General features: G+C 68.4%; 15 protein-coding genes. 8 read left to right on the top strand and 7 right to left on the bottom strand.

Annotated features, from left to right (window positions below; all coding sequences use genetic code 11):
* Positions 1-36 precede the first annotated feature (36 nt).
* Both POL67_RS42685 and POL67_RS42690 read right to left on the bottom strand, forming a co-directional pair.
* On the bottom strand, positions 37-1,539 hold the full coding sequence (locus POL67_RS42685; RefSeq protein WP_271926906.1) for a hypothetical protein: 1,503 nt from the start codon (positions 1,537-1,539) through the stop codon (positions 37-39).
* A gap of 43 nt (positions 1,540-1,582) precedes the next feature.
* Positions 1,583-2,185, bottom strand: a complete 603-nt coding sequence (locus POL67_RS42690) for a Uma2 family endonuclease (RefSeq protein ID WP_271926907.1) — start codon at positions 2,183-2,185, stop codon at positions 1,583-1,585.
* A gap of 117 nt (positions 2,186-2,302) precedes the next feature.
* Between POL67_RS42690 and POL67_RS42695 the strand changes: the two genes are divergently transcribed.
* Entirely contained in the window at positions 2,303-4,237 is a 1,935-nt protein-coding gene (locus POL67_RS42695) for a hypothetical protein (protein WP_271926908.1), read from the top strand.
* Here POL67_RS42695 and POL67_RS42700 read toward each other — a convergent pair whose 3' ends face one another.
* Complete coding sequence (locus POL67_RS42700; RefSeq protein WP_271926909.1) at positions 4,238-4,708, bottom strand: hypothetical protein; 471 nt, start codon at positions 4,706-4,708, stop codon at positions 4,238-4,240.
* A 123-nt stretch (positions 4,709-4,831) separates the two neighbouring features.
* Between POL67_RS42700 and POL67_RS42705 the strand changes: the two genes are divergently transcribed.
* The 3 genes from POL67_RS42705 to POL67_RS42715 all read left to right on the top strand — a co-directional run bounded on the left by POL67_RS42705 (position 4,832) and on the right by POL67_RS42715 (position 7,321).
* The gene (locus tag POL67_RS42705; RefSeq protein ID WP_271926910.1) at positions 4,832-5,683 is read left to right on the top strand and encodes a penicillin-insensitive murein endopeptidase; all 852 of its coding nucleotides are present in this window, start codon (positions 4,832-4,834) and stop codon (positions 5,681-5,683) included.
* Entirely contained in the window at positions 5,680-6,594 is a 915-nt protein-coding gene (locus POL67_RS42710; protein ID WP_271926911.1) for a DNA-methyltransferase, read from the top strand. The genes POL67_RS42705 and POL67_RS42710 overlap by 4 nt, the downstream gene beginning before the upstream one ends.
* 154 nt (positions 6,595-6,748) lie before the next feature.
* A complete protein-coding gene (locus POL67_RS42715) occupies positions 6,749-7,321 on the top strand; it encodes a hypothetical protein (protein WP_271926912.1) in 573 nt (190 codons plus the stop codon).
* Here the strand turns inward: POL67_RS42715 and POL67_RS42720 are convergent.
* Together POL67_RS42720 and POL67_RS42725 are read right to left on the bottom strand one after the other, a co-directional pair.
* Positions 7,318-8,784 (bottom strand): RCC1 domain-containing protein, encoded by a 1,467-nt coding sequence (locus tag POL67_RS42720; RefSeq protein WP_308789576.1) that lies wholly within the window; start codon positions 8,782-8,784, stop codon positions 7,318-7,320. The genes POL67_RS42715 and POL67_RS42720 overlap by 4 nt on opposite strands.
* Position 8,785: 1 nt before the next feature.
* A complete protein-coding gene (locus tag POL67_RS42725; protein WP_271926913.1) occupies positions 8,786-9,763 on the bottom strand; it encodes a tetratricopeptide repeat protein in 978 nt (325 codons plus the stop codon).
* Between the two features lie 170 nt (positions 9,764-9,933).
* Between POL67_RS42725 and POL67_RS42730 the strand changes: the two genes are divergently transcribed.
* Entirely contained in the window at positions 9,934-11,637 is a 1,704-nt protein-coding gene (locus POL67_RS42730) for a L,D-transpeptidase (protein WP_271926914.1), read from the top strand.
* A 7-nt stretch (positions 11,638-11,644) separates the two neighbouring features.
* On the opposite strand, the gene POL67_RS42735 is transcribed toward POL67_RS42730, so the two are convergent.
* Together POL67_RS42735 and POL67_RS42740 are read right to left on the bottom strand one after the other, a co-directional pair.
* Positions 11,645-12,136 (bottom strand): SRPBCC family protein, encoded by a 492-nt coding sequence (locus POL67_RS42735; RefSeq protein WP_271926915.1) that lies wholly within the window; start codon positions 12,134-12,136, stop codon positions 11,645-11,647.
* A 49-nt stretch (positions 12,137-12,185) separates the two neighbouring features.
* Positions 12,186-12,308, bottom strand: a complete 123-nt coding sequence (locus POL67_RS42740; RefSeq protein WP_271926917.1) for a hypothetical protein — start codon at positions 12,306-12,308, stop codon at positions 12,186-12,188.
* Between the two features lie 130 nt (positions 12,309-12,438).
* Here POL67_RS42740 and POL67_RS42745 point away from each other — a divergent pair, with 130 nt between their 5' ends.
* Genes POL67_RS42745 through POL67_RS42755 form a run of 3 tightly spaced genes read left to right on the top strand, consistent with a single transcriptional unit; the run spans position 12,439 to position 15,006 of the window.
* On the top strand, positions 12,439-13,017 hold the full coding sequence (locus POL67_RS42745) for an RNA polymerase sigma factor (protein ID WP_271926918.1): 579 nt from the start codon (positions 12,439-12,441) through the stop codon (positions 13,015-13,017).
* Between the two features lie 23 nt (positions 13,018-13,040).
* Positions 13,041-13,628, top strand: coding sequence for a hypothetical protein (locus tag POL67_RS42750; protein WP_271926919.1), 588 nt, complete (start codon positions 13,041-13,043; stop codon positions 13,626-13,628).
* A gap of 1 nt (position 13,629) precedes the next feature.
* Positions 13,630-15,006, top strand: coding sequence for a DUF8173 domain-containing protein (locus POL67_RS42755; RefSeq protein ID WP_271926920.1), 1,377 nt, complete (start codon positions 13,630-13,632; stop codon positions 15,004-15,006).
* The last annotated feature ends 56 nt before the right edge of the window (positions 15,007-15,062 follow it).

Consider the following 15,062-nt stretch of genomic DNA (forward strand, 5'->3'; position numbering starts at 1 on the left):
AAAAGGCAGATCGTCCAAAAAATGTTTCGGCACCCCTCAGGGCGGCGGCGTTCCGGCCTCCAAACCCGCGTCCGCCACCCCCGGGTCGTCCGGGACGCACTGCATCACGGAGAGCTTCATCGCCTTGCCCGCCGGCCGCGCCACGAGCAGCGCCGCCCGCGTCGCCGCCAGCACCTCCCCGTTCCCGAGCACCGGCTCCGGCCGGAGCTCCCCCATGAGCTCACCCCGCGGCGTCATCGCCCCGATCCGCGTCGCCCCGGAGAGCGACGAGACGGCCAGCCAGCCAGGCATGAGGTCCGGGACGCCGGCCGTGGTCGGCTCTTCGGTGAGCAGCTTCGCTTCCCCTACCCCGGACAAACGCACCCACACGCTCATGACGCGCCCCCCGTTCGACCCGCTCGGCGTGTCGTCGTCCCGGTACGTCACGACCATCCCCCCGTCCTCGCTCGGCTCCACGTCGAAGGCGAGCGCGTGCCCGTCCTTCGGGGTCACCGCGCGCGGCAGGGCCACCGCCGCGCCGTGCTCGTCGAGCGGCACGACCTCGATCCACCGCGGCGCGATCGCCTCCCCCACGAGCCCGGTGTCCTCGTCCTTCGGCTTCCGCGCCGTGCCCACGACCACGTACGCGAGCCAGAGGCCGCCCGGCCGGGCCGCGAGCCGCGGCGTCTCCGCGTCCTGCTTGGGCGGCGAGACGGGCCGCGGCTCGCCCTTCCCCTTCATCGTCTCCGGGTCGAACGGGGCCAGCATCACCATCGTTTGCTTCCCGTCCTTGCTCACGTCGTCCCAGACGACGACCGCGCCCGCGCCCGACGCGGCGAGGTCCACCGCGAGCGACTCGTCCCGCCCCTCGCTGAGCTCGGGCCCCCACGTGACCTGCTCGCCGCTCACCCGGGCCAGCCGGATCGCGCGTCCCCCCGCGTTCGGCTCGAGCATCGCCGCGAGCACCGAGCCTTTGTACCCGCTCACGGTCGGGGCATCGAAGTCGCCGCGGCTGCGCCCGAGGCGCACGAGCTTGCCGCCGCGCCCGTCGAAGCCGAGCGTCGCGACCATGGCCACGGACCCGCCTTCCCCGTCACGCAACGCGCCGACGGCGAACCCGCCCTCGAACGAGGTGCCGCGCCCGAGCTCCACGGCGAACGGGGCGAGCTCGTCGAACTCCTCCTCCTCGTCGTGGGTCGACGTTTGGGGCTTCGGATCGCCTCCGGCGTCCTGCGTCCCGAGCCCCTGCCCTGCATCCGGCACCTTGGGCGCCTTCGCCGCCTGCGGCTCCCCGACGACGAATGGCTCGGCCGAGATGGCGGCGCACCGGGGCGGCGGGGGTTTGTCCTCGACCAGCGCCGCGTCCGCGTCCCCGGCGTCGACGCCCGGCCGCGCCGCGCCCGGCTCGCCGCGACTGCCCCAGTACCGCACGCCGACGATGACGATGGCGATCACGAACGCCGCGAGCGCCGCGCCCGCGAGCCCGCTGCCGCTGTCGCGGGGATCGGTCGGGTCTTTGGGGGAGGGTTTCGGCGGGATTTTCTGGGAAATCGGGGGCATGGGGTGGGGTTGCGGGAGGAAAAACGTTTTTCAGGACGAGCGACTAGGCATCGGTCGGCTCGTCCTCGACCTCGCCGAAGAGCTCGCTGATGTCGAGCTCGACGGCCTCGAAGGGTTCGGCGCGGACGCGTTCGCCGCGCTCGGCAGCTCTCACGGCGAGAAAGGCTGGTTCAGCCCAGCGGAAGACGAGCAGCGTCTTCCCCATCGGATCAAGGATCCAGTAATGCGGGATCTCGTACCGGTGGTAGTTCCGGAGCTTCTTGACCACGTCGTTCGAGACATTGCTCGGCGACAGCACCTCGCACACCCAATCCGGGCGAACGCGGACGGGCCATTCTTGGGGCGCCTCGGGGACACGGTCGCGACGCCAGCCGACGAGATCGGGCCGATAAATCTGGTCATCCGCGAATTGGATGTCCGCGTCGGTGGCGATCCACCATCCGCCGGGGCGCTGCGGGCCGCGTCGTCGACCGTACTGCTCGCGGATCGCTCCGCCGAGCGCGACGAGCGACACCGCATGCGTGAAGCTCGGCTGCGCCTTCTGCACGAGCTCTCCGTCGATGATCTCGTGCCGCCGCTCTTCCTCGGGGATCGCAAGCAGGTCCTCGATCGTCGCCGGCTTGCTCTTCCGCGCAGGAGACCCCATGCCCGCCATCTTGCGCCCCTCCTCCGACCTGCGCAACGCGCCTCGTTCGCTCCCAGTTCTCCCGACGAGACCACGAATTTCTCGCGTCCGAACCGGCTCGCCCCCTAAAATCCGCGCATGCGTCCTTCGCTTGCTGCGCGCGCCTTCTGCGCGTTCGCCCTTGTCCTCGTGTCGCTCCTGACGTTCGCATCGTGCGGCTCGAGGACCGGGGACCTCGACCTGTACGCCACGGGCGGCGGCGCGACCTGCGGCGCGATCGGCGAGAGCTGCGGCCTGCCCGGCGACTGCTGCAAAGGCTTCTCCTGCAACGACGAGGTCTGCAAGCCCGAGCAGATCTGCAAGCCCGACGGCTTCGCCTGCGAGACCACCGTCGACTGCTGCAACCTCGACTGCATCAACGGCTTCTGCGGCGGCGTTTCGTGCACGCCCGACGGCCTCGCCTGCACCGAGAACGCCGCGTGTTGCAACCTCGACTGCTGGCAGGGTTTCTGCGGCGGCATCGAGTGCAAGCCCGACGGCTTCGCGTGCAAGGGCCCGCAGGACTGCTGCGGCTTCCAGTGTACCAACGGCTTCTGCGGCCCTGCCGTCTGCAAACCCCAGGGCGCCACCTGCTTCGCCGACGGCGACTGCTGCGGCGGCGACTGCACGCAAAACGTCTGCGGCTCGGCGTGCCAGCAGGACGGGTTCGTCTGTACGAACCCCTCCCAGTGCTGCTCCGGCCTCTGCACCGAGGGCGTCTGCGGCACGGGCTCCTGCAACCCGAACGGCGCGCCTTGCCAGGTCGCCGCCGAGTGCTGCGCCGGCTTCTGCCCCGGCGGCGTCTGCAGCTTCCAGCAGTGCGGCCCCAACGGCACGGCTTGCGGCACCCCCTTTGATTGCTGCTCCAACATCTGCGAGGGCGGCATCTGCGGCGGCGGCCCCTGCAAGGGCGACGGCGCCGCGTGCACCGCGTCGGGCCAGTGCTGCGCGGGCTTCTGCGACCCGCAGACGCACCGCTGCGGCCTCGGTCAGTGCCAGCCCGACAACACCTTCTGCGAGCTCCACGCCCAGTGCTGCTCGGGCTTCTGCGATCCGCAGAGCGAGCGCTGCGGCCTCGGCCAGTGCCAGCCCGACGGCAACTTTTGCCAGAACGACTTCGAATGCTGCGCGGGCTTCTGCAACCCGGAGACCCACATCTGCGGCTTCGGCCAGTGCCAGCCCGAGGGCTTCTTCTGCCAGAACGACTTCGAGTGCTGCTCGAACAACTGCAACCTCTCGACCTTCTCGTGCGACTTCGGCGGCTGCACGCCCGACGGCCTCTTCTGCGTCAACGACTTCGAGTGCTGCACGAGCATCTGCGACCCGCTGACGAGCACCTGCGGCCTCGGCGCGTGCTCCCCCAACGGCTTCAACTGCAACTTCGGAAATGAGTGCTGCTCCGGCCTCTGCGGTCCGGACAAGGTCTGCACGACCGGCGAGTGCCAGCCCGACGGTTTCTTCTGCGACAACGGCTTCGACTGCTGCTCGGCCTTCTGCGATCCGAACTTCTTCACCTGCGGCTTCGGCCAGTGCCAGCCCGACGGCTTCGGCTGCGACATCCCGTCCCAGTGCTGCACCGGCAACTGCACGAACGGCGTCTGCGGCGCGGCGCAGTGCAAGCTCGACGGCTTCCCCTGCAACGGGAACAGCGAGTGCTGCACGAACGTCTGCCAGAACGGCATCTGCGGCGCGGGCTCGTGTTTGCCCACGGGATCGAACTGCGTGAGCAATCCGCAGTGCTGCGTCGGCCTCGCGTGCAACGGCGGCCACTGCGGCGTGCCGCCCGTCGACGCGGGCACGTGCAGCCTCGATCCGGGCGGCACGCCGTGCTCGCAGTGCATCGTGGGGAGCTGCTGCGCGCAGACCGAGAACTGCCTCGGGAACCCGCAATGCGCGTCGAGCATGAGCTGCTACCAGCGCTGCACCGTCACCGGCGGCACGCCCGCGAGCTGCCAGCAGCAGTGCTGCACCGGCAACCTCTGCACCCAGTGGTCGAACTGCGTCGCGCAGAGCTGCGCCGGCCCCTGCTTCTGATCACGCGTCCCGCGCGCCGCCGCTAGCCTTCGACGACGAGGAGCGCGGCGGCGGCGCGGGGGGCTCCTCGCCGCGCAGGTGCGCGATCGCCTGCGCCTCGTCGTCGAACACGGGGATCTGGACCCTGCCGGCGCTCGCCTCCTCACGCGATCTGCGCGTGGCCTGGAGCTTCCCGACCGCGGTCTTCACGAGGATCGCGTTTCGGGGGAAGCCCATGAGGACTTCCAGCATCAGCGGGCGGATGATGTCCATCGCCGTGTCGTCGTTCATCATCGGGGCCTCCCGCGTGTCGAGCATCACGCCGAGGCCCTTGCGCTCGCGCAGCGGGACGCGGAGGCGAAATTCGCTCGCGAGCCGGTCGAGGATCACGCTCGCGCCGGCCACGGCCATCGGCGTCGTGGTCCGTCGCACGCGGATGAACCCCGGCTCCCGCGTGACGATCGCGAACTCACTGACGAACACCTCTTCCATGCCGGTTCGATGGTGGCCTCCTGCGTGAGGCGCCGCAAGGCCGCTTGGCCTCTTCCCGCGACGGGCGTCCGATGCTTCCATGCGCGCTGCGCCTCGGCGTGGCCTCTCGTCGTCCTCATCGTCATGCGTCCTCGCGCTTCGATCCTCGTCCTTTGTGCCGCGCTCGTGCTCCTGCTCGTCGGGTGCATGGGCACGCCGACACCCCTCGCGCCGGGTTTGTCCGGGTCCGTGGGTTTGCCCCACGCGGGCGTGCTCACGGGCGCGACAGCGCTGCCCGAGCGTGGCACCGGGTATCGGCTGCTGCGCAACACGAGCGCTCGGTACGGCACGCCGCGCCTCGTCGAGACGGTCAAGCGCGCCGCCCGCGAGGTCGCAGGCTTCCGCCCCGGCGCGCCGCTGCTCGTCGGGGATCTCTCGAACCGCCAGGGCGGCTTCCGCAACGGTCATCGCTCGCATCGCACGGGCCGCGACGTGGACTTGCTGCTCTACTGCACGACGCCCGACGGCCGCTCCATCCCGAGCCCTGGGTTCGTCCGGTTCGGGGCGGACGGCCTCGCGGAGACCGAGGACAAGCGCCTGCCCTTCGTCCGCTTCGACACCGAGCGCAACTGGCAGCTCGTGAAGGCGCTCGTCAGCTCGCCCGAGGCCGACGTCGAGTGGCTCTTCCTCGCGCGCTGGCTCGAAGCGCTCCTCATCGAGCATGCGCGGGCGCGGGGCGAGGATCCGGAGCTCGTCTGGCGCGCGGAGAACGTCTTGCTCCAGCCGAAGGACAGCGCGCCGCACGACGATCACATCCACCTGCGCGTGGCGTGCACGCCGGCCGAGGCCGTTGCGGGCTGCGAGGGCCGCGGACCTGCGTGGCCGTGGCTGCCGGCGCCCCTCGCGCTCGAACCGTGGAGCGACACGGAGGCGCTCGCGGCGCTCCTCGACGATCTCCTCCCGGGCAAGCCCGAGGCGGCGACCGGGACGCGATGAACCTCCTCGCGCACGGCGACGCGGCCGACGTCTGCGGCGCGCTCCCGCCGGATGTCTCCTTCGACCTCGTCTACCTCGATCCTCCGTACGGCGTGGGCACGTCGATGACGGCGCGCACGGCGCTCGGACAAACCCGGGGCAAGAAACAAGCGTCGGGGGGCCCGGTGGCGTACGAGGATCGCTACGATCCGGAGAGCCTCGTGACGATGCTCCTGCCGCGGCTCGAGGTGATCCGCGGCAGGATGAGCCGGGGCGCCACGATCTACGTGCACCTCGATCATCGCACCGTGCACGAGGTGAAGGTCGCGTGTGATCGCCTCTTCGGCCGGGGCGCGTTCCTCGGCGAGGTCATCTGGACGCCTGGCAACGGCAGCCGCGGCGCGCGTGGGTTCACGGTCACGCACCAGACGCTTTTGCTGTACGTCCGGGATCCACGGGAGCGCCGGGAGGTCGTCTACAATGCGAGCGACCCGATCCTGCGCGAGCCGTACGCGGCGACGAGCCTGACGATGCACTTCCGGCATCGGGACGAGGCGGGCCGCCTGTACCGCGAGCGAGTGGTGAATGGCCGGACGTACCGGTACTACGCGGACGAGGGTCGGCGGCTCGGCAGTGTTTGGACCGATGTGCCGGCGATGGTGGCGAATACGCCGCTACGCGTCGAAGGCACGGGGTACCCGACGCAGAAGCCGGAGCGGCTGCTGGAGCGCATCATCCGGGCGTCGAGCCGGGAGGACGCGACGGTGGCGGACCTCATGTGTGGAAGCGGGACCACACTCGTGGCGGCGGCGAAGCTGGGTCGTCGGTTCGTGGGGGGTGACGTAAGTCACCTGGCGGTAGATCTTTCTGCGAGACGCCTCACCTCAGAAAAGATTCCGTTTGTCCGCGTGGGCGATGTATCGTTCGCCTGAAAAAAGTTGTGGACGATCGGCCCTCTCAACACACGCAGGTTCTAGTCACCAAGCATCCTCACACTACTGGAGGGTGTTGGGTTGACCACGCGTGTGATGAACGGGGGGGACGGGGGCTGACGTCGGGGCAGCTTTGAACTGAGGAGAAAGAGCCATGGATTTCGGAAAGAGCTTGCTCCGGGCGCTCCCTTGCGTTGCGGCGCTGGCTGGGCTGACGGGGTGCGGGGTGTCCCCGGGGGATACGTGGATCTATCGAGTTTCGTTCGGGGAGACGGATTCGAATAGCGGGTGCTGGTATCCGGACACGGAACCGCCGCCGAACCAGGAGAACGACAGCTCGACCCTGCGCGGTACGGGTACGTGGATCATTTATGCCAGCATCGAGGACAAGATCTACCTCGACACGGGCGCCGTCACGCTCGAAGGTGCGGCGACGGACGAAGGGTTCACGTTCTCGGGCAAGGTGACCGACGTGCAGTTCGACGTCCCGGATGGGACCGGCTCCAAGCGCACGACCACCATCACGTCGACGGTCAACGTCATCACCGACGGGAATGCGATCTCGGGTGAGGCGGTCAAGAAGACGTCGTACGCCTGTTCGGGTTCTACCTGCGGCGACAAGGTCCCGAGCTGCACGGAGACGAGCGCCTTCGTCGGCACCTACGTCGAAGACGTGGAGCTCAAGTACGAAATCGGCGGCGGCAGCGGCTCGGCACCGAGCCCCTAGGGCCAAACGACCGCAGTCGGCGTAAAACTACTTACGGTCGTTCCATTCCCCAATTGACCGTAGGTGTTGTCACCCCAGCATCTGATTGACCCATCCGTCAACAGTGCACAAGAAGACGCGCTGGCAAGCGTCAATGCCGTCACTCCCGATAGCCCAATCTGTACCGGCTTCGGCTGGCTAGTTTGATTACCATTACCCAGCTTGCCTGCACTGTTGTTGCCCCACATCCAAACGGAGGAGGCGACGAGGGTTCCAGTGTTGCCGAACCCAAGCGCGATAGTCTGTACCCCGGCAAGGTCGACCAATTGCGGCGACAGCTTTTGTTCAAAAGAATTGATACCAAGGGAACCAAACGCATTGGCGCCCCAGCAATAAACATCTGAGGCATCACGTGCACAGGTGTGGTCCTGACCGCACTGAACTTGTCCCACGGATACGATGTTGGACACCGCAGTGGGCACAGACTGATCCACTGTCGAATTGATACCCAACTGACCTCGCGCGTTGTCCCCCCAGCACTGGAGCGTCCCCCCATTCTTAATCGCGCATGTGTGTGAGCCCCCGGCATTAACATAAGCGACATTGGTGGAGATCTGCACGGGCAGAGACTTGTACCCCGTGTCTCCCGCTCCAACTTGGCCGTCGGAATTTCCACCCCAGCAATACAGTTTCCCGCCAGTGTCTACTGCGCACGTGTGGGAGTTGCCGACGGAGATCTGCTTGATGTTCGTCAGGCTCGAGACCTTCACTGGTACGCCATTACCGTCACCCCAGCATGCGACGCTGCCACCAGTAAGAATGGCGCAACTTCGTGCGTTGTACGTGCCGCCGGAGTTTCCTCCACCATCCACCTGCGTCGCCGTCCCCGGCGAAGGCAACGACACTTTGACCGGCGTTTTGGTCAGGATAGGCGCATCCGACCCTACCTCGCCCTTTTCATTTCTCCCCCAGCAATAGACCTCCCCTTCCTTCAACACCGCGCAGTGATGGTAGTACCCCCCCACCACACTGACCGGATCATTACAACTCCCCACCTTGCAAAACGCCGCACACGTATTCCCACACGCGCCACAATGCGCCTTCGTCGTCCCCAAATCCGTCTCGCACCCTGGCGCCGCCGTGCAATCCCCCCACCCCGCGGCGCACGTATACACGCACGTCCCCATCTCGCAGGCCGCCACCTGGTTCATTTCCGCTTGACAGTCCCCCGCACCCATGCATTCAGGCGGCGCCCCGCCGACCCCTCCACTCCCACCGACGCCCCCGCTCCCGCCGACCCCGCCACTCCCGCCAGCGCCCCCGCCTCCGTCTCCGCCGATCCCTCCAGCTCCGCCGCCGCCTCCTCCCGCATCCGGCTCCCAGATCGTCGCCTCCTCCCAGCCGATGACCTGCTTGCAGCCGTACCCGCTCACCACCACCAGGGCCACCACGCCCGGCATCCACGTCGTCACTCGCGTTTGCATCTCAGAACTCCATCCCGGCGCTCACGCCCAGGCTCCCTCGACCCACGATCGGCGAAACCCACGCGCGCGGAGCCGGCGCCTCGGGCTCGTTCCCGCCCACCACGAACAGTACGATCCCCGTCGCGAGCAGCCCCCCGCCAATCCCCAGCAGCACCGTCGATACATCCGCGCGGACGCCCGCCTCATTCCGCAGCGTGTACCCCTCCTGCGTGCACCGCGTCGGATCCCCCGCGTCGCACTTCTCCTTTGACGCCGCGTTCTTCTGCAACGCGGCCGCCCCGAACCCCGCGCCCACCCCGATCCCCACGACCCCCGCGATCCCCGTCGCAAGCCCCGCCTTTCGCAGCACCGACCACCGCGACTTCGGCGCCACCACCACGTCCTTCCCCGCCGCCGGCGCGACCGCCGCGAGCTCCGGGATCACCACCTCCACTGTCGCCGGACCTTCCAGCACCCCCTTCTCCGCGTGAAACCCCGCCCTCCCCGGCGCCCGCGCCTCCACCACGTGGCTCCCCGGATCCACCGGCAGCGCCGTTCCGAACACCGCCGGCCCGAGCACCTTGCCGTCCAGCAGCACCTCGAGCCCCGGGACGCTCGACGGCGCCGTGATCTGAATCCGCGACAGCCGCTTCTCCAGCGCCCGCCGCCGCTCCTCCGCCACCCCCTCCCTCGACCTGTCCCCGCGCTCCCGCGCGAGCCGCGCCGCGTCCCCGAAGTGGCCATACGCGCTCGCCGTCTTTCCTTGCCGCTCGTGACAATCGCCCAGGTTGAGCCGCGTCCCGACCGAGGGATCGTATCGATCGCTCTCCGCGAACTTCAGGCACGCCTCCGGCAGCCGGTTCTGGTCGAGCAGCGCCCTTCCCTCGTCGAAGAGCTTGTCCGCGACGGCTTTGTCCGCGGCGGAGGGTTGTCCGGACACATGCACGGCCCCGAGAAAGATGGCCGTGAAAAACGCGAACCCCGTCGACTTCCTGAACATTGATTCTCCGCTCGCGACCGAGAGCGCCGAGCAGGACCCTCGTCGCCCGACCAACGTCCAGGCTACCCCGCCCGGGCCGGCAAGGGAAGGAGCCGTACTTTCCGGCCCGGATCCAGGCAGGATCGATCGATCTTTGCCTCCCTTGAAACACGCACGGTACCCTTCGAACCATGAAGCTCGAAGGCCATGCCCTTCCGCTCGTCCTCCTCCTGATCTCCTCGTGCGCCCCTCCGCCGGAGCCCACCTCGCATACCGATCGCCTCGTCCCGGAGCTCCAGCGAATCCGCCGCCCGACGCTCGACGCGCAAACGCCGTGGAGACAGGCCCTCGATTCCGAGGCGCCCGCGCAGCGCAACCCGCGCGAGGACGAAGCCAAAAACCCCTGGATCGCCGCGGATGAAGCCGAGGACGCGGACGACCCCGGTTTCCTGTTCGCCTCCACCAAGACCGAGCCCCCTCCCGCGCCCAGACCCGCGCAAACGGAGCGGCCGCGTATCGCGGCCCTCGCCGATCAGGCGTACATTTACAAACGCCCCGTGCCCGAGGGCCTGCCGCTCGGGTACGTGCGCATGGGCACGAGCGTCGCGCTCCTTTCGAACGAGCCCGTCGAGGGGAAAAACTGCCCCCGCGGTTATTACAAAGTCGCCCCCCGCGGCTACATCTGCCTCGATCCTCGCAAGACCACGCTCGATTTGAACGACCCGTATTACCGCGCCCTCGCCGAACTCGCGCCGCGCGAGGACGCTGTCATGCCGTATCGTTATGCCTTCTCGAACGGTGCGCCCATGTACAGCCGCGTCCCGACGAAGGCCGAGCAGGAGAAAGCCGAACGGAGCTTCGGCGCGCCGGGCACGTTCGTGCAGCTCGCCGAGTGGTCACGCGGCCACGAGGAGCTCATCAGCGCCGACGAGCGCGACCGCATCCGCGCCACCGACCCGGTCTTCTCCATCTTCGCGAACGGCCAGCGCTCCGTCTCTGGCAATGGCGCCTACGACCCCGCGAAGCTCGTCTGGCGCGTCATCCCGAACGGCTCGATGCTCGCGTACGCGCGCGCCTTCGAGGCCGAAGGCCGCACCTGGCTCGTCACGCCCGACCTCATGCTCGTCCCCGCCGACCGCATGCGCCCCTTCCGCCGCACCGCCTTCCACGGCGTGCGCCTCGGCAGCGACGTCCGCCTCCCGCTCGCGTGGAACCGCAAGCAGGAGCCCATCCCGCGGTATACCCGCGGCGAAGACGGGAAAATGGTCGCGTCCGGACAAACCCTTCCGCCGAAGGGGTACGTCCAGGTCAGCGAGCGCGTCGTCGTCGGCAAGAAGGCGTATCTCGCGCTCCGGAACGAACCCGGCACCTTCGTCCTCGCGGATCACGTCACGGTCACGCGGACCGCGAAAAAAATCCCGCGCTCGGTCAAACCCGGCGAAAAGTGGATCGAGGTCAAGATCAACCCCGGCACGCTCACGGCCTACGAGGGCGACAAACCCGTCTACGCGACGATGTTCTCCCCGGGCAAGGGCGGCGCCCCCATCCCTGGGTACGACCCGTACGTCCATTCGATGACGAAGACCGGCGTCTTCCCGATCGAGTGGAAGGACCGCGTCGCCGTCATGTCACCGGACAAGGAATGGCCGCCGAAGATGCTCTGGATCTCGGAGGTCCCGAACATCCAGTACCTCCGCGCCCCGCTCGCGATGCACGTCGCCTACTGGCACGAGGATTTCGGCAACCCGAAGAGCGCCGAGTGCGTGAACGTCTCCCCCGAGGACGGCCATTTCCTTTTTCAATGGACCGAGCCCGCCCTGCCCGAGGGCTGGGGCGGCGTCCGGCCCGGCGACGGCAATGGCAAGGCCACGCCGGTCGTGATCACCGCCCTGTAGCCCACGCCTACGGATGGTGCTCGGCGAACCGCTGGAGTTTCTCCGCGGAGCGCCGGAACATCTGCGAAAACACCGCCCGCGCCGCCCCGTGCACGGGCACCATGACGAGCGCCGGCGTGTAGAACACGTGCCAGACGAGCCGCGTCCGCCGGCCCCCGTCGAGCGGCTCGAAGCGCAGGTCCTCCAGCATTTGCTTCACGATGGGCAGCGTGATCCCGTCGATCGAGAACGCGAGCCGCTGCCCGCGATCCCAGGCGAGGAAACGCTCCTTCACGGTCAGCGTCTTCAGCTCGATCTCGCGCGTCGTGCCCACCGCGTGCGGCTCCGGGCTCGTCCACCGGCAGGCGACGAAGTCCTGAAACCACGCCTCTTGCCGCTCGCCGGTGGCGAACAGATCGAAGACACGCTCGGGCTTGGCGTCGATCGTCACGACGTTCGCGATGCGTTGCGGGGCGCTGTCGACGTACAAAAGATCCGAAGGGGTCGTGCGGAACCACATGCGGCGTATTCCGCATCTGTTTTCCCCGCGACGCAAGTCCGGGATGGATTCAGCCGAGCGGCTCGACGGCCACCGCGCACCGCTCCTCGAGCGCCGGCTCCATGCTCAGCGGGTCTGTCGCGGACGCCGTCACCTCGTTCACCGACGTGCCCGCCTCCCAAGCATCCGGCACGAGGCTCCTACGACCTCCCGCGGAGCGCAAGAGGTGGGCGAGATTCGGGCGCCAGCCAGAAAAAGTTCGGGGCCTCGAAATTTCTCCCCCCGCTCCGCCGAACAAGGCGGCGAGGATGCAGCCCGCACCCATGACGCCCAACGTCCCCGGCCCGAAGGCGCCGCCCCAAACGGCGACCGTCTCACCGGAGGAAACTGCTTCGCTACGACAGATCGTCGTCGCGGTGGTGGCGTGTGTCCTCGGCGAGCGCCGGGACCACCCGGACGTCGAGGATTGTACGCACGAGGCGCTCTCCCGCGCCATCGAGGGCCGGAGCCGCTTGCGTGACGGAGAGCCACTCCGTCCGTGGGTGATCGGTATCGCGCGGCACGTGGCGCTCGACGCGCTGCGGAGCCGCAAGCGCACGCGGCGCGTGGAGGCGCGGATGGAAACAGCATCCGCGTCCGAGGACACCACGACGGCGTGGCTCGACTGGGTGCCGGACCCCTCCCCGGGTCCGGAGGAGCGCACGGCGAGCGCCGAGCGGGCGACCCGCCTGGAGCGGGCGCTCGGCTCGCTCCCCGAGGAGCAACGGCGCGCGCTCGTGATGTTCCACGTCGAGGGGCTTGGATACCAGGATATTTGCAAGCGCCTCGGGGTCCCGCTCGGGACCGTGGCGACGTGGCTCGCGCGCGGCCGGCGGCTGCTCGCGGAGACGGTCGGCGAATGATTCCGTGAGTGAGAGGAGCGACGGTGGCGACGATGGACGATCTCGACAAACTCCCGCCGAATCTGGCCTGGCAACACGACGGACACGTGACGGAACTCGTGCTCTCGAGTGTCGCCGACGGAGAAGCGGGGATCGTCCCAGCGGATGCCCTTTCTCATCTCGACGGTTGTGACCATTGCGCGCAACGCCTCGGCGCGGAGGCGCTGCTCTCGGCGCACGCGGGCGAATTGCTCGCGGAGCTCGCGGAGCCCTCGTTCGCGCCGGTGAAGGTGCCCGTGAAGGTGCCCTCGGCCGCGGTGGCGAAGGCGCCTGCGTCCGTGCGGGGCCTCGCGACGCTGCCGAAGCGCGCGGTGTTCGGCGCGCTCCTCCTGGCGGCGCTCGGCGCGCTGCCGGCAATTCTGGATCAAATCGCCCGTGTCCCGAGCTTGGTCGGGACGATCGGGCGGACCGTGCTCATGCTCGCGCGGAGCGCGGAGGTCGTCTCGAAGAGTGACGTGTTCCCGACGCTCGCTTTCGCGGCGTCGGCGGTGCTCATGATTTCGGGCCTCGTGGTATCGCGAATCTCGCGTCCGGGGTCCTCGAACGATTTGGCGCAAGAAGGAGGCGTGTGACATGGCTGGTCGAAGGCTTTCTGGGCTCGCGTTCGTGCTTTCTGCATTGACGACCGCGGCGCCCTCGCTCGCGGCGGTCGAAAAGCAAGGTGAATGGCCGGCAGACGAGAAGAAAATCAGCCTCGACGTCGAGCGCGTTCCCCAGGAAGACGCGATCAAGCGCCTCGCCGAGGCCGCGGGCTGGAGCGTCGTGATCCACGCCCCCTCGGCGGAGCCCGCCTCCCTGCACGTCAAAGACCAGCCCGCCGACAAGGTCCTCGCGCTCTTGCTGGAAGGTGGCCAATACGTCGCCCGCCGCGACGGCACATTGATTTCGATTTCGCGCGCCTCCGCGGCGCCGAGCGTCGAAGCGCTCCCCGCGACGCCGCCCGTCTTGGTGCCCCCGGTGCCGCCCGTTCCTGCGGTGCCCCCGGTGCCGCCCGTGCCGCCTGTCCCGCCAAACGATTCGGCGGACGTACAGGCGGCCGCCCCCGCCGCCGAGCCTCGGGCCGGCGCGGCACAACATCGGAGGGGCGAGGGCAAGGATCGCGAGGTGGTGGGGCAGAACCTCGTCATCGAGAAGGACGAGGTTGTCAAGGACGTCCATTTGGTCGGCGGAAGCCTCACGATTCGCGGGGTCGTCACGGGCAGCGTGGAGGTCGCCGGCGGGACGGTGACGATCGAGCCGAGCGCGCACGTGATGGGCGACGCGCAGGTGATGGGCGGCTCGATTCACGTGAAGAAGGGCGCGCGCCTCGACGGCGACGCGCAAATCGTGGGCGGGAAGCTCCATCGCGAGGAGGGTGCGATCATCGGAGGCGACATCTCGACGCGTATCGAGGACGATCACGACGAGGAGCCGACGAACGCGCAGCGCTTCATGCGTAATTTCAGCGAATCGATGACGGGCGGGGCGCTGCTCTTCGCGCTCGGCGCGGTCTTGCTTGCGCTCTTCACGAAGCGCGCGGAGTCGCTCAAGGTGGAGATCGCGGCCCGGCCGATGCGTTCGTTCGCGCTCGGTATCGTAGGTTCACTCGGCGCAATCGCGCTGCTCGTGGCGCTCTGCATCACGCTGGTGGGCATTCCGGTCGCGGTGGTGGGGCTTCTTGCGGGGGTCTTCGGGCTCTTCGCGGCGATGTGCTCGGTGCTGGAGGTCGTGGGCCGCGCGCTCATCGGACACAAGACGAAAAGCGAATATGCGCATCTTGCTTTGGGTTGCGCGCTCTTCGTGCTGACCGGCCCGCTGCCGGTGATCGGCGAGATCGTGCGGGTGGTCGTGGTGCTCGTGGCGATTGGCAGCCTCGTGGCGACGCGGGCCGCGGGCCTGATCCCCATGAAGAAGGGCGCCAAGCCGATGACAGACGATTCGCATCCGTACCGGAGCGCCGAAGTCATCTGATTCGATTCCCTTCCTGACGAAAAAGGCCGCGCTCCCTCGGGAGACGCGACCTTTTT

It is taken from the genome of Polyangium mundeleinium (genome assembly GCF_028369105.1).
In the GTDB taxonomy this organism is placed as follows: Bacteria; Myxococcota_A; Polyangia; order Polyangiales; family Polyangiaceae; genus Polyangium; species Polyangium mundeleinium.

What these genes read in the sequence shown, in the direction of transcription:
- POL67_RS42685 (WP_271926906.1), bottom strand. Translation starts at nt 1,539, where the DNA reads ATGCCCCCGATTTCCCAGAAAATCCCGCCGAAACCCTCCCCCAAAGAC.
- POL67_RS42690 (WP_271926907.1), bottom strand. Translation starts at nt 2,185, where the DNA reads ATGGGGTCTCCTGCGCGGAAGAGCAAGCCGGCGACGATCGAGGACCTG.
- POL67_RS42695 (WP_271926908.1), top strand. Translation starts at nt 2,303, where the DNA reads ATGCGTCCTTCGCTTGCTGCGCGCGCCTTCTGCGCGTTCGCCCTTGTC.
- POL67_RS42700 (WP_271926909.1), bottom strand. Translation starts at nt 4,708, where the DNA reads ATGGAAGAGGTGTTCGTCAGTGAGTTCGCGATCGTCACGCGGGAGCCG.
- POL67_RS42705 (WP_271926910.1), top strand. Translation starts at nt 4,832, where the DNA reads ATGCGTCCTCGCGCTTCGATCCTCGTCCTTTGTGCCGCGCTCGTGCTC.
- POL67_RS42710 (WP_271926911.1), top strand. Translation starts at nt 5,680, where the DNA reads ATGAACCTCCTCGCGCACGGCGACGCGGCCGACGTCTGCGGCGCGCTC.
- POL67_RS42715 (WP_271926912.1), top strand. Translation starts at nt 6,749, where the DNA reads ATGGATTTCGGAAAGAGCTTGCTCCGGGCGCTCCCTTGCGTTGCGGCG.
- POL67_RS42720 (WP_308789576.1), bottom strand. Translation starts at nt 8,784, where the DNA reads ATGCAAACGCGAGTGACGACGTGGATGCCGGGCGTGGTGGCCCTGGTG.
- POL67_RS42725 (WP_271926913.1), bottom strand. Translation starts at nt 9,763, where the DNA reads ATGTTCAGGAAGTCGACGGGGTTCGCGTTTTTCACGGCCATCTTTCTC.
- POL67_RS42730 (WP_271926914.1), top strand. Translation starts at nt 9,934, where the DNA reads ATGAAGCTCGAAGGCCATGCCCTTCCGCTCGTCCTCCTCCTGATCTCC.
- POL67_RS42735 (WP_271926915.1), bottom strand. Translation starts at nt 12,136, where the DNA reads ATGTGGTTCCGCACGACCCCTTCGGATCTTTTGTACGTCGACAGCGCC.
- POL67_RS42745 (WP_271926918.1), top strand. Translation starts at nt 12,439, where the DNA reads ATGACGCCCAACGTCCCCGGCCCGAAGGCGCCGCCCCAAACGGCGACC.
- POL67_RS42755 (WP_271926920.1), top strand. Translation starts at nt 13,630, where the DNA reads ATGGCTGGTCGAAGGCTTTCTGGGCTCGCGTTCGTGCTTTCTGCATTG.